The sequence below is a fragment of the Leclercia sp. UBA5076 genome, from assembly GCF_002416465.1.
GTDB lineage: Bacteria > Pseudomonadota > Gammaproteobacteria > Enterobacterales > Enterobacteriaceae > Enterobacter.
This window is the reverse complement of the sequence record NZ_DIAO01000004.1, coordinates 113,589-129,101: the sequence shown is the minus strand read 5'-3', so window position 1 is coordinate 129,101 and position 15,513 is coordinate 113,589. Positions and strand designations below refer to the sequence as shown.

General features: G+C 56.6%; 11 protein-coding genes. 8 read left to right on the top strand and 3 right to left on the bottom strand.

The features are described from left to right. Positions 1–123 precede the first annotated feature (123 nt). Positions 124–1,017: a YcbJ family phosphotransferase gene (locus B3X29_RS04265; protein WP_103178928.1), complete on the top strand. Its 894-nt coding sequence runs from the start codon at positions 124–126 to the stop codon at positions 1,015–1,017. Here B3X29_RS04265 and elyC read toward each other — a convergent pair. Then, a complete protein-coding gene (elyC, locus tag B3X29_RS04260; RefSeq protein ID WP_114315443.1) occupies positions 994–1,773 on the bottom strand; it encodes an envelope biogenesis factor ElyC in 780 nt (259 codons plus the stop codon). The genes B3X29_RS04265 and elyC overlap by 24 nt on opposite strands. Before the next feature lie 124 nt (positions 1,774–1,897). On the opposite strand from elyC, the gene cmoM reads away from it, so the two are divergent. The 7 genes from cmoM to B3X29_RS04225 all read left to right on the top strand — a co-directional run bounded on the left by cmoM (position 1,898) and on the right by B3X29_RS04225 (position 12,532). Beyond that, complete coding sequence (gene cmoM / locus B3X29_RS04255; protein ID WP_103178930.1) at positions 1,898–2,683, top strand: tRNA uridine 5-oxyacetic acid(34) methyltransferase CmoM; 786 nt, start codon at positions 1,898–1,900, stop codon at positions 2,681–2,683. Next, positions 2,680–4,002: a chromosome partition protein MukF gene (mukF, locus tag B3X29_RS04250; protein WP_103178931.1), complete on the top strand. Its 1,323-nt coding sequence runs from the start codon at positions 2,680–2,682 to the stop codon at positions 4,000–4,002. The genes cmoM and mukF overlap by 4 nt, the downstream gene beginning before the upstream one ends. Next, the gene (mukE, locus tag B3X29_RS04245; protein ID WP_103178932.1) at positions 3,983–4,687 is read left to right on the top strand and encodes a chromosome partition protein MukE; all 705 of its coding nucleotides are present in this window, start codon (positions 3,983–3,985) and stop codon (positions 4,685–4,687) included. The genes mukF and mukE overlap by 20 nt, the downstream gene beginning before the upstream one ends. Continuing rightward, the gene (mukB, locus tag B3X29_RS04240; protein WP_103178933.1) at positions 4,687–9,135 is read left to right on the top strand and encodes a chromosome partition protein MukB; all 4,449 of its coding nucleotides are present in this window, start codon (positions 4,687–4,689) and stop codon (positions 9,133–9,135) included. The genes mukE and mukB overlap by 1 nt, the downstream gene beginning before the upstream one ends. A gap of 183 nt (positions 9,136–9,318) precedes the next feature. Continuing rightward, positions 9,319–11,139, top strand: coding sequence for a L,D-transpeptidase (ldtD, locus tag B3X29_RS04235; protein ID WP_159339199.1), 1,821 nt, complete (start codon positions 9,319–9,321; stop codon positions 11,137–11,139). Between the two features lie 178 nt (positions 11,140–11,317). Then, on the top strand, positions 11,318–11,866 hold the full coding sequence (locus B3X29_RS04230) for a YcbK family protein (RefSeq protein ID WP_103178935.1): 549 nt from the start codon (positions 11,318–11,320) through the stop codon (positions 11,864–11,866). An 18-nt stretch (positions 11,867–11,884) separates the two neighbouring features. After that, complete coding sequence (locus B3X29_RS04225) at positions 11,885–12,532, top strand: MBL fold metallo-hydrolase (protein WP_159339198.1); 648 nt, start codon at positions 11,885–11,887, stop codon at positions 12,530–12,532. A gap of 112 nt (positions 12,533–12,644) precedes the next feature. On the opposite strand, the gene B3X29_RS04220 is transcribed toward B3X29_RS04225, so the two are convergent. Together B3X29_RS04220 and B3X29_RS04215 are read right to left on the bottom strand one after the other, a co-directional pair. Continuing rightward, a complete protein-coding gene (locus B3X29_RS04220; protein ID WP_103178937.1) occupies positions 12,645–13,835 on the bottom strand; it encodes an amino acid aminotransferase in 1,191 nt (396 codons plus the stop codon). A gap of 184 nt (positions 13,836–14,019) precedes the next feature. After that, entirely contained in the window at positions 14,020–15,099 is a 1,080-nt protein-coding gene (locus tag B3X29_RS04215) for a porin (protein WP_159339197.1), read from the bottom strand. Positions 15,100–15,513: the final 414 nt, after the last annotated feature.

Here is a 15,513-nt window from a genome sequence, read left to right as displayed (position 1 = left end):
CTTTTGAGGGGATTTTTTTGTCTCAATTTTCTGAATTTCTGCTACAGAATCTTCTCATGAGGGTGACATCCGCCTGCCAGACGCTCATTATAAAAGCAGTAGTCTTAATGGGGGTAATCTCAAATGGAACAGCTGCGAGCCGAACTCAGCCATCTGCTGGGTGAAAAACTGAGCCGTCTGGAATGTGTGCATGAAAAGGCGGATACCACGCTATGGTCGCTGTACGACAGCCAGGGAAACCCCATGCCGTTACTGGCGCGAAGCTTCTCTTCACCGGATGTGGCCCGACAGCTGGCGTGGAAAATCTCCATGCTGGCCCGCAGCGGCACGGTAAGAATGCCGACCGTTTATGGCGTGATGACCCACGAAGAACATCCGGGCCCGGATGTCCTGCTGATTGAGCGTCTGCGCGGTGTCCCGGTGGAAGCGCCAGCCCGCACGCCTGAACGCTGGGAGCAGCTAAAAGATCAGATAGTTGAAGCGCTGCTGGCCTGGCACCGGCTGGACAGCGGAGGGCTGGTCGGCTCGGTGGACAGCACCCAGGAAAATCTCTGGCCCCTCTGGTACCGCCAGCGGGTCGAGGTGCTGTGGGGGACGCTAAACCAGTATCACAACACCGGCCTGACCATGCAGGATAAACGGATCCTGTTTCGTACCCGCGAGTGCCTGCCCACCCTGTTTGAAGGATTCAATGACAACAGCGTGCTGATCCACGGTAATTTTACGCTGCGCAGTATGCTCAAAGATCCCCGCAGCGATCAGCTGCTGGCGATGGTCGGGCCCGGCGTGATGCTGTGGGCCCCCCGGGAGTATGAACTGTTTCGCCTGAGCGAGAGCGGGCAGGCGGAGGATTTACTCTGGCACTACCTGCGGCGCGCGCCGGTCTCAGAGTCGTTCCTCTGGCGGCGCTGGCTCTATACGCTGTGGGACGAAGTGGCGCAGCTGGTGAATACCGGGCATTTTAGCCGCGCCAACTTCGATCTGGCCTCGAAATCACTGCTCCCCTGGCTCGCCTGACAGGCCCTTCAGCCACTGCCAGACGCGCCCGAGCGTCTCATAGCCCACGCGATCGCTGTGCATCAGCCATACCGGGGACGGAATGATCCGTTCCCAGGGGTTAAGCGGGGCGCTAATCGCCAGCTGGTTCGCGGGCGCGGGCAGGGGATGCAGACCCTGGCGTTCAAAGAAGATCATCGCCCGCGGCAGATGGGAGGCTGAGGTCACCAGCAGGAAGGGCGCATCGCCTATCGCCTGCTTCACCGCGGCGGCTTCCTCTTCGGTATCCTTTGGACTGTCGAGAGTGATGATCGCCTCGCGCGGCACGCCCAGCGACTGCGCCACGCGCGCGCCCGCTTCGGCGGTACTCACTGGATTGCTTTGTGCTGCCGCCCCGGTGAAGATCATCTTCGACCCGGGATTTGCCAGCCACAGCCGCATGCCTTCATTGAGGCGCGGCAGGCTGTTATTGATCAGATTGGAGCTGGGAGCCCATTGTGGATCCCAGGTGTAGCCCCCGCCGAGCACCACGATGTACTTAACCTTCTCATTTCCCTGCCAGGTAGGGTATTTGTCTTCGACCGGGCGTAACAGCCCATCCGCTACCGGCTGCAGGCTCAGCAGCGTCAGCGCCAGCCAGCCTGCCGTAACCAAAATTTTGCCGCTTTTCTGATGGCGGCTGAACCATAGCAACCCCAGCCCCAGTGCGATACACAGCAGAAGAAGAGGGAGGGGAAGCATCATGCCGCCAATATATTTTTTTAGGGTGAAAAGCATCCTTTCTGGCTCCTTTTTTAACCATATAGCTGATGATTGTCAGCGATATTACACCAGAGAGGTTCATTCTCCGCCCGGCTGTGACAAAATAGCGGTTTTGTTGTGAGTGGGTGGAGCTCTCCCAATGCGGGATCGCAATTTTGATGACATCGCGGAAAAGTTTGCCCGCAATATTTACGGCACGACTAAAGGCCGTCTGCGGCAGACGATCCTCTGGCAGGATCTGGACATCCTGCTGGATGGGTTTGGCGACAAGAAACTGCGTGTCCTCGACGCTGGCGGCGGTGAAGGCCAGACGGCGATAAAAATGGCTGAGCGTGGGCACCACGTTATCCTCTGCGATCTCTCCGCTGAAATGATCGCCCGCGCTGAACAGGCCGCGGTGGAGAAAGGTGTGAGCGATAACATGCAATTTATACATTGTGCCGCTCAGGAGATCGCTCAACATTTGGAAAGCCCGGTTGATCTGATATTGTCTCATGCGGTGCTGGAATGGGTAGCCGAACCCCAGGCGCTGCTGAAGACGCTCTGGTCGATACTGCGCCCCGGCGGCGCGCTGTCGCTGATGTTTTACAACGCTAATGGCCTGTTGATGCGTAATGTGCTGGTGGGTAATTTCGGTTATGTACAGCAGGGCATGTACAAGAAGAAACGCCGTACGCTGTCACCGGACTTTCCGCGCGACCCGCAGCAGGTTTATGGCTGGCTGGAAACTTCCGGCTGGCAGATTACCGGGAAAACCGGCATCAGGGTGTTTCATGATTATCTGCGTGATAAACAGAAGCAGCATGAGTGCTTTGACGCCCTGACAGAATTAGAGACGCGGTACTGTCGCCAGGAGCCTTATATTAGCCTTGGCCGCTACATTCACGTCACCGCGCGCAAGCCGCAGAGCAAGGATAACTTATGAGTGAATTTTCCCAGACAGTCCCCGAACTGGTTGCCTGGGCCCGAAAAAACGATTTCTCCCTCTCGCTGCCGGTAGACAGACTCTCTTTTCTGCTGGCGGTCGCCACGCTGAACAGCGAACGGCTGGATGGAGAAATGAGCGAGGGCGAACTGGTGGATGCGTTCCGCCATGTCAGTGATGCGTTTGAGCAAACCAGCGAAACCATTAATGTGCGTGCCAATAACGCGATTAACGATATGGTGCGTCAACGTCTGCTGAACCGCTTTACCAGCGAGCTGGCAGAAGGGAATGCCATCTATCGTCTGACGCCACTGGGCATCGGCATTACCGACTATTACATTCGCCAGCGCGAATTCTCGACCCTGCGCCTCTCGATGCAGCTCTCCATTGTGGCGGGCGAACTGAAGCGTGCAGCCGATGCCGCAGATGAGGGCGGTGACGAGTTCCACTGGCACCGTAACGTCTATGCGCCGCTGAAATATTCAGTAGCCGAGATTTTCGACAGCATCGATTTGACGCAGCGCATCATGGATGAGCAGCAGCAGCTGGTGAAGGACGACATCGCCCAGCTGCTGAACAAAGACTGGCGGGCGGCAATCTCCAGCTGTGAAATGCTGCTGTCAGAAACCTCCGGCACCCTGCGTGAACTGCAGGATACGCTGGAGGCTGCGGGCGACAAGCTGCAGGCCAACCTGCTGCGCATTCAGGATGCCACCCTGGCCCAGGACAATCTGCATTTTGTCGATCGCCTGGTCTTCGATCTGCAGAGCAAGCTGGACCGTATTATCAGCTGGGGCCAGCAGGCGATTGACCTGTGGATCGGCTATGACCGCCACGTGCATAAATTTATCCGAACCGCTATCGATATGGATAAAAACCGCGTGTTTGCCCAGCGTCTGCGCCAGTCGGTACAGACCTATTTCGATGCGCCGTGGGCGCTGACCTACGCCAGCGCTGACCGCCTGCTCGATATGCGTGACGAAGAGATGAGCCTGCGCGACGAAGAGGTCACCGGCGAGCTGCCAGCCGATCTGGAATATGAAGAGTTTAACGAAATACGGGAACAGCTTGCCGCGATGATCGAGGAGCAGCTGGCGATCTTCAAAACCAAAAACAAACCACTCGATCTCGGTCTGGTGGTGCGCGACTACCTCGCACAATACCCGCGTGCCCGCCATTTCGATATCGCCCGCATCGTGGTCGATCAGGCGGTACGCCTGGGCGTCGCGCAAGCAGATTTCACCGGCCTGCCGCCGAAGTGGCAGCCGATCAACGATTACGGAGCCAAGGTACAGGCGCATGTCATTGACAAATATTGAACACGTGATGCCAGTTAAGCTGGCCCAGGCGCTGGCAAATCCAATCTTTCCGGCGCTGGACAGCCAGCTGCGTGCCGGTCGTCACATTGGTCTCGACGAGCTGGATAATCACGCTTTTTTAATGGATTTTCAGGAGTACCTGGAAGAGTTTTACGCCCGCTATAACGTGGAGCTGATCCGCGCGCCGGAGGGGTTCTTCTATCTGCGCCCGCGCTCCACCACGCTTATCCCGCGCTCGGTGCTCTCCGAGCTGGACATGATGGTCGGCAAAATTCTCTGCTATCTCTACCTCAGCCCGGAGCGTCTGGCGAACGAAGGCATCTTCACCCAGCAGGAGCTCTATGACGAGCTGATGACCCTGGCGGACGAAGGCAAGCTGCTGAAGCTGGTAAACAACCGCTCCACCGGCTCGGACGTTGACCGTCAGAAGTTACAGGAAAAAGTGCGCTCCTCCCTGAACCGTCTGCGCCGTCTGGGGATGGTGTGGTTTATGGGCCATGACAGCAGCAAATTCCGCATCACTGAATCTGTGTTCCGCTTCGGTGCCGACGTGCGCGTGGGTGATGACGCCCGCGAAGCGCAGCTGCGCATGATCCGTGATGGCGAAGCGATGCCGGTGGAAAACCATCTGCAGCTCAATGACGAGCATGAAGACAATCAGCCGGATAGCGGGGAGGAAGAGTAATGATTGAACGCGGTAAATTTCGCTCACTGACGCTGGTTAACTGGAACGGTTTCTTTGCCCGCACCTTTGATCTCGATGAGCTGGTGACCACGCTCTCGGGCGGTAACGGGGCAGGGAAATCCACCACCATGGCGGCCTTCGTCACGGCGCTGATCCCGGACTTAACCCTGCTGCACTTCCGTAACACCACCGAAGCTGGCGCGACCAGCGGTTCCCGCGATAAGGGTCTGCACGGTAAGCTGAAGGCGGGTGTCTGTTACTCCGTGCTGGACGTGATCAACTCCCGCCATCAGCGCGTGGTGGTTGGCGTCCGCTTGCAGCAGGTCGCCGGTCGCGACCGTAAAGTGGATATCAAACCGTTCGCCATTCAGGGGCTGCCAACCTCCGTTCAGCCCACCGCGCTATTGACGGAAACCCTGAACGAACGCCAGGCGCGCGTGCTGACGCTGCAGGAGCTGAAAGACAAGCTGGAAGCCATCGAAGGCGTGCAGTTTAAGCAGTTCAACTCCATCACCGAATACCACTCGCTGATGTTCGATCTGGGCATCGTCGCCCGTCGTCTGCGCTCCGCCTCGGACCGCAGTAAATATTATCGTCTGATCGAAGCCTCGCTCTACGGCGGGATCTCCAGCGCCATTACCCGCTCTCTGCGTGATTACCTGTTACCGGAAAACAGCGGTGTGCGTAAGGCGTTCCAGGACATGGAAGCGGCGCTGCGTGAAAACCGTATGACGCTGGAAGCCATTCGCGTCACGCAGTCTGACCGTGACCTGTTCAAGCACCTGATCAGCGAAGCCACCAACTATGTGGCGGCGGACTACATGCGCCATGCCAACGAGCGCCGCATTCATCTCGATCAGGCTCTCGAGTATCGCCGTGAGCTCTTCACCTCCCGCCAGCAGCTGGCCTCTGAGCAGTACAAGCACGTCGAGATGGCCCGCGAGCTGTCCGAGCATAACGGGGCAGAAGGGGATCTGGAGGCCGACTATCAGGCCGCCAGCGATCACCTGAACCTGGTGCAGACCGCGCTGCGTCAGCAGGAAAAAATCGAGCGCTACGAAGCGGATCTCGATGAACTGCAAATTCGTCTGGAAGAGCAGAACGAAGTGGTGGCGGAAGCTGCCGACAAGCAGGAAGAGAACGAAGCCCGGGCTGAAGCCGCCGAGCTGGAAGTGGATGAGCTGAAAAGCCAGCTTGCTGACTATCAGCAGGCGCTCGACGTCCAGCAAACCCGCGCCATTCAGTACAATCAGGCGTTGCAGGCGCTGGAACGTGCAAAAGCGCTTTGCCATCTGCCGGACCTGACGCCAGAGAGCGCGGATCAGTGGCTGGAGACTTTCCAGGCCAAAGAGCAGGAAGCTACAGAAAAACTGCTGAATCTCGAGCAGAAAATGAGCGTGGCGCAAACTGCGCACAGCCAGTTTGAACAGGCATACCAGCTGGTGGCCGCGATTAACGGCCCGCTGGCGCGCGCCGAAGCGTGGGAAGTGGCCCGCGAGCTGCTGCGTGATGGCGTTAACCAGCGCCACCTGGCGGAACAGGTTCAGCCGCTGCGTATGCGCCTGAACGAGCTGGAGCAGCGCCTGCGTGAACAGCAGGAGGCGGAACGCCTGCTGGCTGAGTTCTGCAAGCGTCAGGGTAAACGGGTCGATATTGACGATCTGGAAAGCCTGCATCAGGAGCTGGAAGCCCGTATCGCGTCGCTGTCCGACAGCGTATCCAGTGCCAGCGAACAGCGTATGGCGCTGCGTCAGGAGATGGAGCAGCTACAGTCGCGTATTCAGACGCTGATGCAGCGCGCCCCAGTCTGGCTGGCCGCCCAGAGCAGCCTCAGCCAGCTCAGCGAGCAATGCGGCGAAACCTTCGAATCCAGCCAGGAGGTCACGGAGTATCTGCAGCAGCTGCTGGAGCGTGAACGCGAAGCAATTGTTGAACGTGACGAAGTGGGGGCGCGTAAGCGCGCCGTCGACGACGAAATCGAACGTTTAAGCCAGCCGGGTGGTGCGGAAGATGCCCGTCTGAACACCCTTGCAGAGCGTTTTGGCGGCGTGCTGCTGTCAGAGATTTATGACGACGTCAGCCTGGAAGATGCCCCGTACTACTCGGCGCTGTATGGTCCATCCCGCCACGCGATTGTGGTGCCAGATCTGTCGCTGATCGCGGACCAGCTCGAAGGGCTGGAAGATTGCCCGGAAGATCTCTATCTGATCGAAGGGGATCCGCAGTCGTTCGATGACAGCGTCTTTGGCGTCGACGAGCTGGAAAAAGCGGTGGTGGTGAAAATCGCCGATCGCCAGTGGCGCTATTCGCGCTTCCCGGCGCTGCCGCTGTTTGGCCGCGCGGCCCGTGAAAGCCGTATTGAGAGCCTGCACACCGAGCGCGAAGCGCTGTCAGAACGTTTTGCGACGCTCTCGTTCGACGTGCAAAAAACCCAGCGTCTGCACCAGGCGTTCAGCCGCTTTATCGGCAGCCATCTGGCCGTGGCCTTTGAGGCCGATCCGGAAGCCGAGATCCGCAAGTTCACTACCCGCCGTACCGAGCTTGAACGCGCGATTTCAGCCCACGAAAATGATAACCAGCAGAGCCGCCTCCAGTTCGAGCAGGCTAAAGAGGGCGTCGCCGCCCTTAACCGCATTCTGCCGCGCCTGAACCTGCTGGCGGACGACACCCTCGCCGATCGCGTGGATGAGATCCAGGAGCGTCTCGACGAAGCGCAGGAAGCCGCGCGCTTTGTTCAGCAGTACGGCAATCAGCTGGCGAAGCTGGAGCCGATGGTCTCAGTGCTGCAGAGCGACCCGGAACAGTTCGAACAGCTGAAAGAAGATTATGCCTGGTCCCAGCAGGTCCAGCGCGAAGCGCGTCAGCAGGCGTTTGCCCTGACCGAAGTTTCCCAGCGCCGGGCGCACTTCAGCTACTCCGACTCGGCGGAGATGCTGAACGGCAACAGCGACCTGAACGAGAAGCTGCGCCAGCGTCTGGAGCAGGCGGAAATGGAGCGTACCCGCGCCCGTGAGGCGATGCGTAGCCATGCCGCGCAGCTGAACCAGTACAATCAGGTGCTGGCGTCGCTGAAAAGCTCGTTTGATACCAAGAAAGAGCTGCTGACCGACCTGCATAAAGAGCTGCAGGATATCGGCGTGCGGGCCGACAGCGGGGCGGAGGAGCGGGCGCGTATTCGTCGCGACGAACTCCATGCCCAGCTCAGCAATAACCGTGCCCGCCGCAACCAGCTGGAAAAAGCGCTCACCTTCTGTGAAGCGGAGATGGACAACCTGACCCGCCGTCTGCGCAAGCTGGAACGTGACTACCACGAGAAGCGCGAGCAGGTGGTGACCGCCAAAGCGGGCTGGTGCGCCGTAATGCGAATGGTGAAAGACAACGGTGTTGAACGCCGTCTGCACCGCCGCGAGCTGGCCTATCTCTCCGGCGATGAGTTGCGTTCTATGTCGGATAAGGCGCTGGGTGCGCTGCGTCTGGCGGTGGCGGATAACGAACACCTGCGCGATGTGCTGCGCATGTCGGAAGATCCGAAGCGCCCTGAGCGCAAAATTCAGTTCTTCGTGGCGGTCTATCAGCACCTGCGCGAGCGTATTCGCCAGGATATCATTCGCACCGATGACCCGGTTGAAGCCATTGAACAGATGGAGATTGAACTGGGCCGTCTGACGGAAGAGCTGACCTCACGTGAGCAGAAGCTGGCGATCAGCTCCCGCAGCGTGGCCAATATCATCCGTAAGACGATCCAGCGCGAGCAGAACCGTATTCGTCAGTTGAACCAGGGGCTGCAGAGCGTCTCCTTCGGTCAGGTCAACAGCGTGCGGCTGAACGTCAACGTGCGTGAAGCCCACGCCACGCTGCTTGATGTGCTGGCCGAGCAGCACGAGCAGCATCAGGATCTGTTCAACAGCAACCGCCTGACCTTCTCCGAAGCGCTGGCGAAGCTGTATCAGCGTCTGAACCCACAGATCGACATGGGCCAGCGCACGCCGCAGACCATCGGTGAGGAGCTGCTGGACTACCGTAACTATCTCGAGATGGAAGTGGAAGTTAACCGTGGTTCTGACGGCTGGCTGCGCGCGGAATCGGGCGCCCTGTCGACCGGGGAAGCGATCGGTACCGGGATGTCGATTCTGGTGATGGTGGTCCAGAGCTGGGAAGATGAATCCCGCCGTCTGCGCGGCAAGGACATCTCTCCATGCCGCCTGCTGTTCCTTGATGAGGCGGCGCGTCTGGATGCCCGTTCGATCGCCACGCTGTTTGAGCTGTGCGATCGTCTGGATATGCAGCTGATTATCGCGGCGCCGGAAAATATCAGTCCGGAGAAAGGCACCACCTATAAACTGGTGCGTAAGGTCTATCAGAACAGCGAGCATGTCCACGTTGTGGGTTTGCGCGGCTTTGCCCCGCAGCCGCCTGAGTCCTTGCCCGGAACGGCTGACGCCTCCTGAGGAATCTGAAAATTAGCGATGGCGGCCCCCGGGCCGCCTTTTTTTATTCCTTGAGCTTGTACTGGCGGCTGCGTTAACTTTAAACTTCTTTACATAAGGTAAGGCTGGTGCCGGTCTGCCTTTCTATAATGAAGTGAAGCCCCGGTGATGAGGGCGTGACGTATAGCAAACAGGGGGCAAGGGATGTTGCTGAATAATATGTATGGTCGTCAGCTGTCGGCACTCAGTTTGTGTCTGACGGTATTAGTTGCTCCGCTGTTTAGTGCGCGGGCGGATGAGCCCGAGCTGGTTCCTGTCGATAGCTCCGCCACGGTGGGCGCGCAACCGACTGCGCTGTCCCAGCCGCTTGAACAATCGCCTGCCACCGCCATAATGGCCGGTATCCGGCCGCTGCCTGCGGATATCAATGCAGAGCAACGCCGTCAGGAACTGCTTGCGGCGCTGCCTGCCGGTTACACCCCGGCCTATCTCAATCAACTTACGCTGCTGTATGCCGCGCGTGACATGAAGCCGATGTGGGACGATCGTGAAGCCGTGCGCGCGTTCCAGCAGCAGCTGGCTGAAGTCGCCATCGCCGGATTTCAGCCGCAGTTTACTGCCTGGGTCGAGTTGCTGACCCAGCCTGCCGTCACCGGAATGGCGCGTGACGTGGTGCTGTCGGATGCGATGATGGGCTACCTGCAGTTTGTGGCGGGGATCCCGGTCAACGGCAACCGCTGGCTCTACAGCAATAAGCCTTACAAGCTGGCGACACCGCCGCTGTCGGTGATTAACCAGTGGCAGCTGGCGCTGGATAACGGCACGGTGCCGCACTTCATTGCCGGGCTGGCTCCGACGCATCCGCAATATGCTGTGATGCACCAGTCGCTGCTGGAGCTGGTGGCTGACACGCAGCCCTGGCCCCGGATCCAGAGTACCGCTAAGCTGAGCCCGGGGCAGTGGAGTAGCGACGTACCCGCGTTGCGAGAAATCCTCAAACGTTCCGGCGTGATTGACGGCGGGCCGAAAATTGCCCTGCCGGGTGACGATCCGCAAAGCGTGGTCGTCAGTCCATCGGCTCCGTCTGTCGAAAAGAAGAAGTCTGTTTCCAGCAAGCCGGCCTCCTATGACCGCAGCCTGGTTGAAGCGGTAAAAGCCTTCCAGACCAGCCAGGGGCTGGGCGCTGATGGCGTTATCGGCCAGGCGACGCGTGAGGCGCTAAACATGACTCCTGCGCAGCGTGCCGGGGTGCTGGCGTTGAATATCCAGCGCCTGCGTTTGCTGCCCGGAACACTCTCGACGGGCATCATGGTGAATATCCCGGCCTTTTCGCTGGTCTATTACCAGAATGGCAGCGAAGTGCTGGCCTCCCGCGTGATTGTGGGCCGCCCGGATCGTAAAACGCCGATGATGAGTAGCGCGCTGAATAATGTGGTGGTTAACCCGCCGTGGAATGTGCCGCCGACGCTGGCGCGCAAAGATATTTTGCCGAAGGTGTGGAATGACCCGGGTTATCTTGAACGCCATAACTATACCGTGCTGCGCGGCTGGAACAGTAAAGAGGCGATAGATCCGTGGCAAGTCGACTGGGCGACCATCACGCCGGCGAATTTACCCTTCCGTTTCCAGCAGGCACCGGGTGCACACAACTCGCTGGGTCGGTATAAATTCAATATGCCAAGCTCGGATGCCATCTATCTGCACGATACGCCGAACCACAACCTGTTCCAGAAAGATGCGCGTGCGCTCAGCTCCGGTTGTGTGCGCGTCAATAAAGCGTCAGAACTGGCAAATATGTTGTTACAGGATGCAGGCTGGAACGACACACGTATCTCGGATGCGCTGAAGCAGGGTGACACGCGATATGTGAATATCCGCCAGAATATTCCGGTTAATCTGTACTATCTTACCGCCTTCGTCGGCAAAGACGGTCGAACGCAGTACCGTACAGATATTTACAATTATGATGAGACTGCCCGGTCCAACACACAAATTCTGCCCAAAGCAGAGCAATTGATCAGATAAATGAAGAAGTTCGGAAAATTCCGGTAGTCTAAGTGGGAAAATAAACGGGGTCTTGCGGTTGCAAGCCCCGTCTTTCCTGGGTTGTGGTGCCTTGACGATGACAGGTTTGCCCGGTAATGTGCCCTTCGTGCGCTGTAAAGCATCTATACGATAACATTGACCTGTAGACCTGATTACCATGGACAAATTCGACGCTAATCGCCGTAAGTTGTTGGCGTTAGGTGGCATTGCGCTGGGCGCGGCCATCTTACCTACGCCATCATTTGCCACGCTCTCTACCCCTCGACCACGTATTTTGACGCTTAATAACCTGCACACAGGTGAGTCAATCAAAGCTGAGTTTTTTGACGGTCGGGGCTATATTCAGGATGAATTAGCCAGGCTGAATCACTTTTTCCGTGATTTCCGCGCCAATAAAGTAAAAACCATCGATCCGGGATTATTTGACCAGCTTTACCGCCTGCAGGGTTTGCTTGGCACCCGCAAACCGGTACAGCTCATTTCCGGCTATCGCTCCCTTGATACCAATAATGAATTGCGTGCCCACAGCCGCGGTGTAGCCAAAAAGAGCTATCACACCAAAGGGCAGGCGATGGATTTTCATATTGAAGGCATTTCGTTAGCCAATGTTCGCAAAGCTGCGTTATCTATGCGCGCAGGTGGTGTAGGATATTACCCACGTAGCAACTTTGTGCATATTGATACCGGGCCATTGCGGCACTGGTAATAACAAATCAGGAGCAGTATGAACTATCGTATTATTCCGGTCACCGCCTTCTCCCAGAACTGTTCGCTTATCTGGTGTGAACAAACCAAACTGGCAGCCCTGGTCGATCCCGGTGGCGATGCAGAGAAGATCAAACAGGAAGTCGCTGCCGCTGGCGTGACCTTAATGCAGATCCTGTTGACCCACGGCCATCTCGATCATGTGGGGGCGGCGGCTGAACTGGCACAGCATTATGGCGTGCCGGTGATTGGCCCGGAAAAAGAAGATGAGTTCTGGCTGCAGGGATTGCCGGCGCAAAGCCGCATGTTTGGCCTTGATGAATGTCTCCCTCTGACGCCGGATCGCTGGCTGAATGAGGGCGAGAGCGTCAACGTGGGCAATGTGACATTACAGGTCTTGCATTGTCCAGGGCATACTCCAGGCCATATTGTTTTCTTTGATGACCAGTCGCGCCTGCTGATTTCCGGTGATGTGATCTTTAAAGGCGGCGTAGGGCGCAGTGATTTCCCCCGGGGCGATCACGGCCAGCTGATCCGCTCGATCAAAGAGAAGTTATTACCGCTGGGCGACGATGTGACCTTTATTTCAGGTCATGGACCGATGTCTACCCTGGGATACGAACGGCAGCATAATCCGTTCCTGCAGGATGAACTGCCGGTCTGGTAATCACCATTAAAAAAGCCTGCTTTAAGCAGGCTTTTTTAATTGCCCGGTGGCGCTACGCTTACCGGGCCTACACGTAGGCCGGGCAAACGCAGTGCCGCCCGGCTTACCGTTTTTACAGCACTGCGACAATCGCTTCGCACAGTGGCGCCATGTTATCCGGCGTCATCCCCGCCACGTTAACACGACCTGATGCCACCGCATAGACGCCAAACTCTTCGCGCAGACGCAGAACCTGCTCTTTGGTCAGGCCGCTGAATGAGAACATGCCATTCTGTTTGATGATAAAGCTGAAGTCGCGATCCGCCCCTTTTTCTGCCAGGGTGTTCACAAACAGCTGACGCATGCGCTGAATACGCTGACGCATGTCGTTCAGTTCCTGCTCCCAGATAGCGCGCAGGGCGTCATTACTGAGGATAGTCGCCACTACAGACGCACCGTGAGCCGGCGGGTTAGAGTAGTTAGCACGAATAACGGATTTCATCTGGCTGAACGCACGGTCAACGGTCTGCTCATCAGACGCCACCAGCGTACAGGCACCAACGCGCTCATTGTAGAGGCCGAAGTTCTTGGAGTAGGAGCTGGCAACAATCAGCTCTTTATGGACTGCTGCGAAAGCGCGCAGGCCTTCTGCATCTTCTTCCAGACCACGGGCAAAGCCCTGATACGCGAAGTCGAACAGCGGCAGCCAGCCTTTTTCTACGGAGAGTTTCGCCAGCTGTTCCCACTGCTCCAGCGTCGGATCAATGCCGGTTGGGTTATGGCAGCAGCCGTGGAACAGCACCACATCGCCCGCCTGCGCTTCGCTCAGGCTGGCCAGCAGGCCGTCGAAGTCCAGAGAGTGGTTGGCCGCGTCGTAGTAAGCATATTCACGCACTTCCAGACCCGCAGAGTTAAAGACGCTCTTGTGGTTCGGCCAGCTCGGATTGCTCACCCAGACGGTTTTTACGCTGGTGTTTTTGGCAAGGAAATCCGCTGCCACGCGCAGTGCGCCAGTACCGCCAGGGGTCTGTGCCGTGCGGGCACGTTTATCGCTGACAATCGCGCTGCCTTTGCCGAAGAGCAGTTCCTGGGTGCAACGACCAAATTCAGGAATACCGTCGATGCCGAGGTAGTTTTTGGTATTTTCATTTTCCAGCAGATACTGCTCAGCTTTTTTTACGCTGGTCAGTACCGGGGTCTTGCCGGTCTCATCTTTATAGACACCAATACCCAGGTTAATTTTCCCGGGGCGGTCATCGGCACGAAACAGATCGGCCAGGCCCAGAATAGGGTCGGCAGGGGCGGCGGTAATGTTCTCAAACATGACGAAGTTCCATTGTGGTTACGGAAGTGAAATCCGCTATCAGGTTAACGATAGTTCTACAAAATGCCAACCGTTTGCTACAAAAAGCGTGCGGCTTTTCAAAAGTCGCCATTTTTTGCTTTCAGGCATAAAAAAACAGGGCCGAAGCCCTGTTTTTTAGACATATAACAAAGTGGTGTACTGATTAGAACTGGTAAACGATACCTACACCCGCCTGGTCGTCGGTAGACAGGCCAGTTGCTTCGGTGTAGTTGTTGTCGTCCAGCAGGTTGAAGCGGTACGCAGCGTACACGTTCATGTTCTTGTTGAAGTAGTACCAGGTACCCACTTCTACGTATTTCACCAGGTCAGCATCGCCGCCGGAGAAACCGTTACGACCAGTCAGATCTTTACCTTTGGACTGTACGTAACCCACGGATGGACGCAGACCGAAGTCGAACTGGTACTGAACCACAGCTTCAACGTTCTGAGTCTTGTTCGCGAACTCGCCGTCGTTTTCACGGGTCATGTTCTGAGATTCGCCGTACATTACTGCTGCGTACAGGTTGTTTGCATCATATTTCAGGGAGGTTGCCCAGCCTTCAGCACGTTCGCCTTTATTGTCTGCACTCTGCGCAGTAGAGCGGTCAGAGTTAGAGTAGGCTGCGGTTACGTTGAAGCCTTCAGCGAAGTCATAGCCCAGAGAGTAGCTGCCGCCGTCGCCGTTCTGACGGCTGGTGGTGTGGCCAGACTCGTTTTTACCCTGATACTGCAGACCTACTGCCAGGCCGTCAACCAGACCGAAGAAGTCAGAGTTACGGTAGGTAGCCAGACCGGTGCTACGTGCGGTCATGAAGTTGTCGGTTGCCGCCAGGGAGTCACCGCCCCAGATAACGAACATATCGGTAGAAGCCAGCGCATCATAGAACACGCCGTAGTTACGACCGTAGTCGAATGAACCGTAGTCACCAGCTTTCAGGCCTGCGAATGCCAGACGGGTCTTGGTGCCCTGAGCGCCTTCCTGGGAAGAAGCGTCCATGTTGTATTCCCACTGACCGTAACCGGCCAGTTGGTCATTAATCTGAGTTTCACCTTTGAAGCCGATACGCGCATAGGTGGTATCACCGTTGTTGGTGTCACCGTTGGTGGTCCAGATGTGCTCACCTACAGCTTTACCGTAGAAGTCCAGCTTGTTAGCGTTTTTGTTATAGATTTCTGCTGCGTTAGCTGCACCGGCTGCCAGCAGGGCAGGGATAACCACTGCCAGGATATTGCGCTTCATCATTATTTATTACCCTCATTGGTTTTTTTATGACACTCGCCACTGCCGTCAATAAATTCTGTCAATAAATATTTCCGGAACTATTGATGAGAGTTTGGTGTCTTTATGTGTCTGACAGGCATCTTTCCATTCAAATAGCGGTTTCGCTAGCCTGAAAGTGCTACAAACATAAAGAATCAGTTACAATAAGAAAATATGTGTAACTAAATGTGAATTTTAAGGAACTTTGTGAGGCACCTCAAAGTTCAGAGTTGAATGGCTAAATTTAAAGCTTCACATATTCTATCTATATGAATTGCTTATCTTAATTTCAGATAATGACTTTTTTTATGATCCGAAGCATTAGCGAACAATTTTTCTTATTTCTGGAGATGGACGTCTGGATAGCCGGGAGTTTGTGCGAAAAATGTGCTAATG

Excerpts from the sequence above, each read along its gene's own strand:
- B3X29_RS04265 (WP_103178928.1), top strand. The coding sequence starts at position 124 with ATGGAACAGCTGCGAGCCGAACTCAGCCATCTGCTGGGTGAAAAACTG.
- elyC (WP_114315443.1), bottom strand. The coding sequence starts at position 1,773 with ATGCTTTTCACCCTAAAAAAATATATTGGCGGCATGATGCTTCCCCTC.
- cmoM (WP_103178930.1), top strand. The coding sequence starts at position 1,898 with ATGCGGGATCGCAATTTTGATGACATCGCGGAAAAGTTTGCCCGCAAT.
- mukF (WP_103178931.1), top strand. The coding sequence starts at position 2,680 with ATGAGTGAATTTTCCCAGACAGTCCCCGAACTGGTTGCCTGGGCCCGA.
- mukE (WP_103178932.1), top strand. The coding sequence starts at position 3,983 with ATGTCATTGACAAATATTGAACACGTGATGCCAGTTAAGCTGGCCCAG.
- mukB (WP_103178933.1), top strand. The coding sequence starts at position 4,687 with ATGATTGAACGCGGTAAATTTCGCTCACTGACGCTGGTTAACTGGAAC.
- ldtD (WP_159339199.1), top strand. The coding sequence starts at position 9,319 with ATGTTGCTGAATAATATGTATGGTCGTCAGCTGTCGGCACTCAGTTTG.
- B3X29_RS04230 (WP_103178935.1), top strand. The coding sequence starts at position 11,318 with ATGGACAAATTCGACGCTAATCGCCGTAAGTTGTTGGCGTTAGGTGGC.
- B3X29_RS04225 (WP_159339198.1), top strand. The coding sequence starts at position 11,885 with ATGAACTATCGTATTATTCCGGTCACCGCCTTCTCCCAGAACTGTTCG.
- B3X29_RS04220 (WP_103178937.1), bottom strand. The coding sequence starts at position 13,835 with ATGTTTGAGAACATTACCGCCGCCCCTGCCGACCCTATTCTGGGCCTG.
- B3X29_RS04215 (WP_159339197.1), bottom strand. The coding sequence starts at position 15,099 with ATGATGAAGCGCAATATCCTGGCAGTGGTTATCCCTGCCCTGCTGGCA.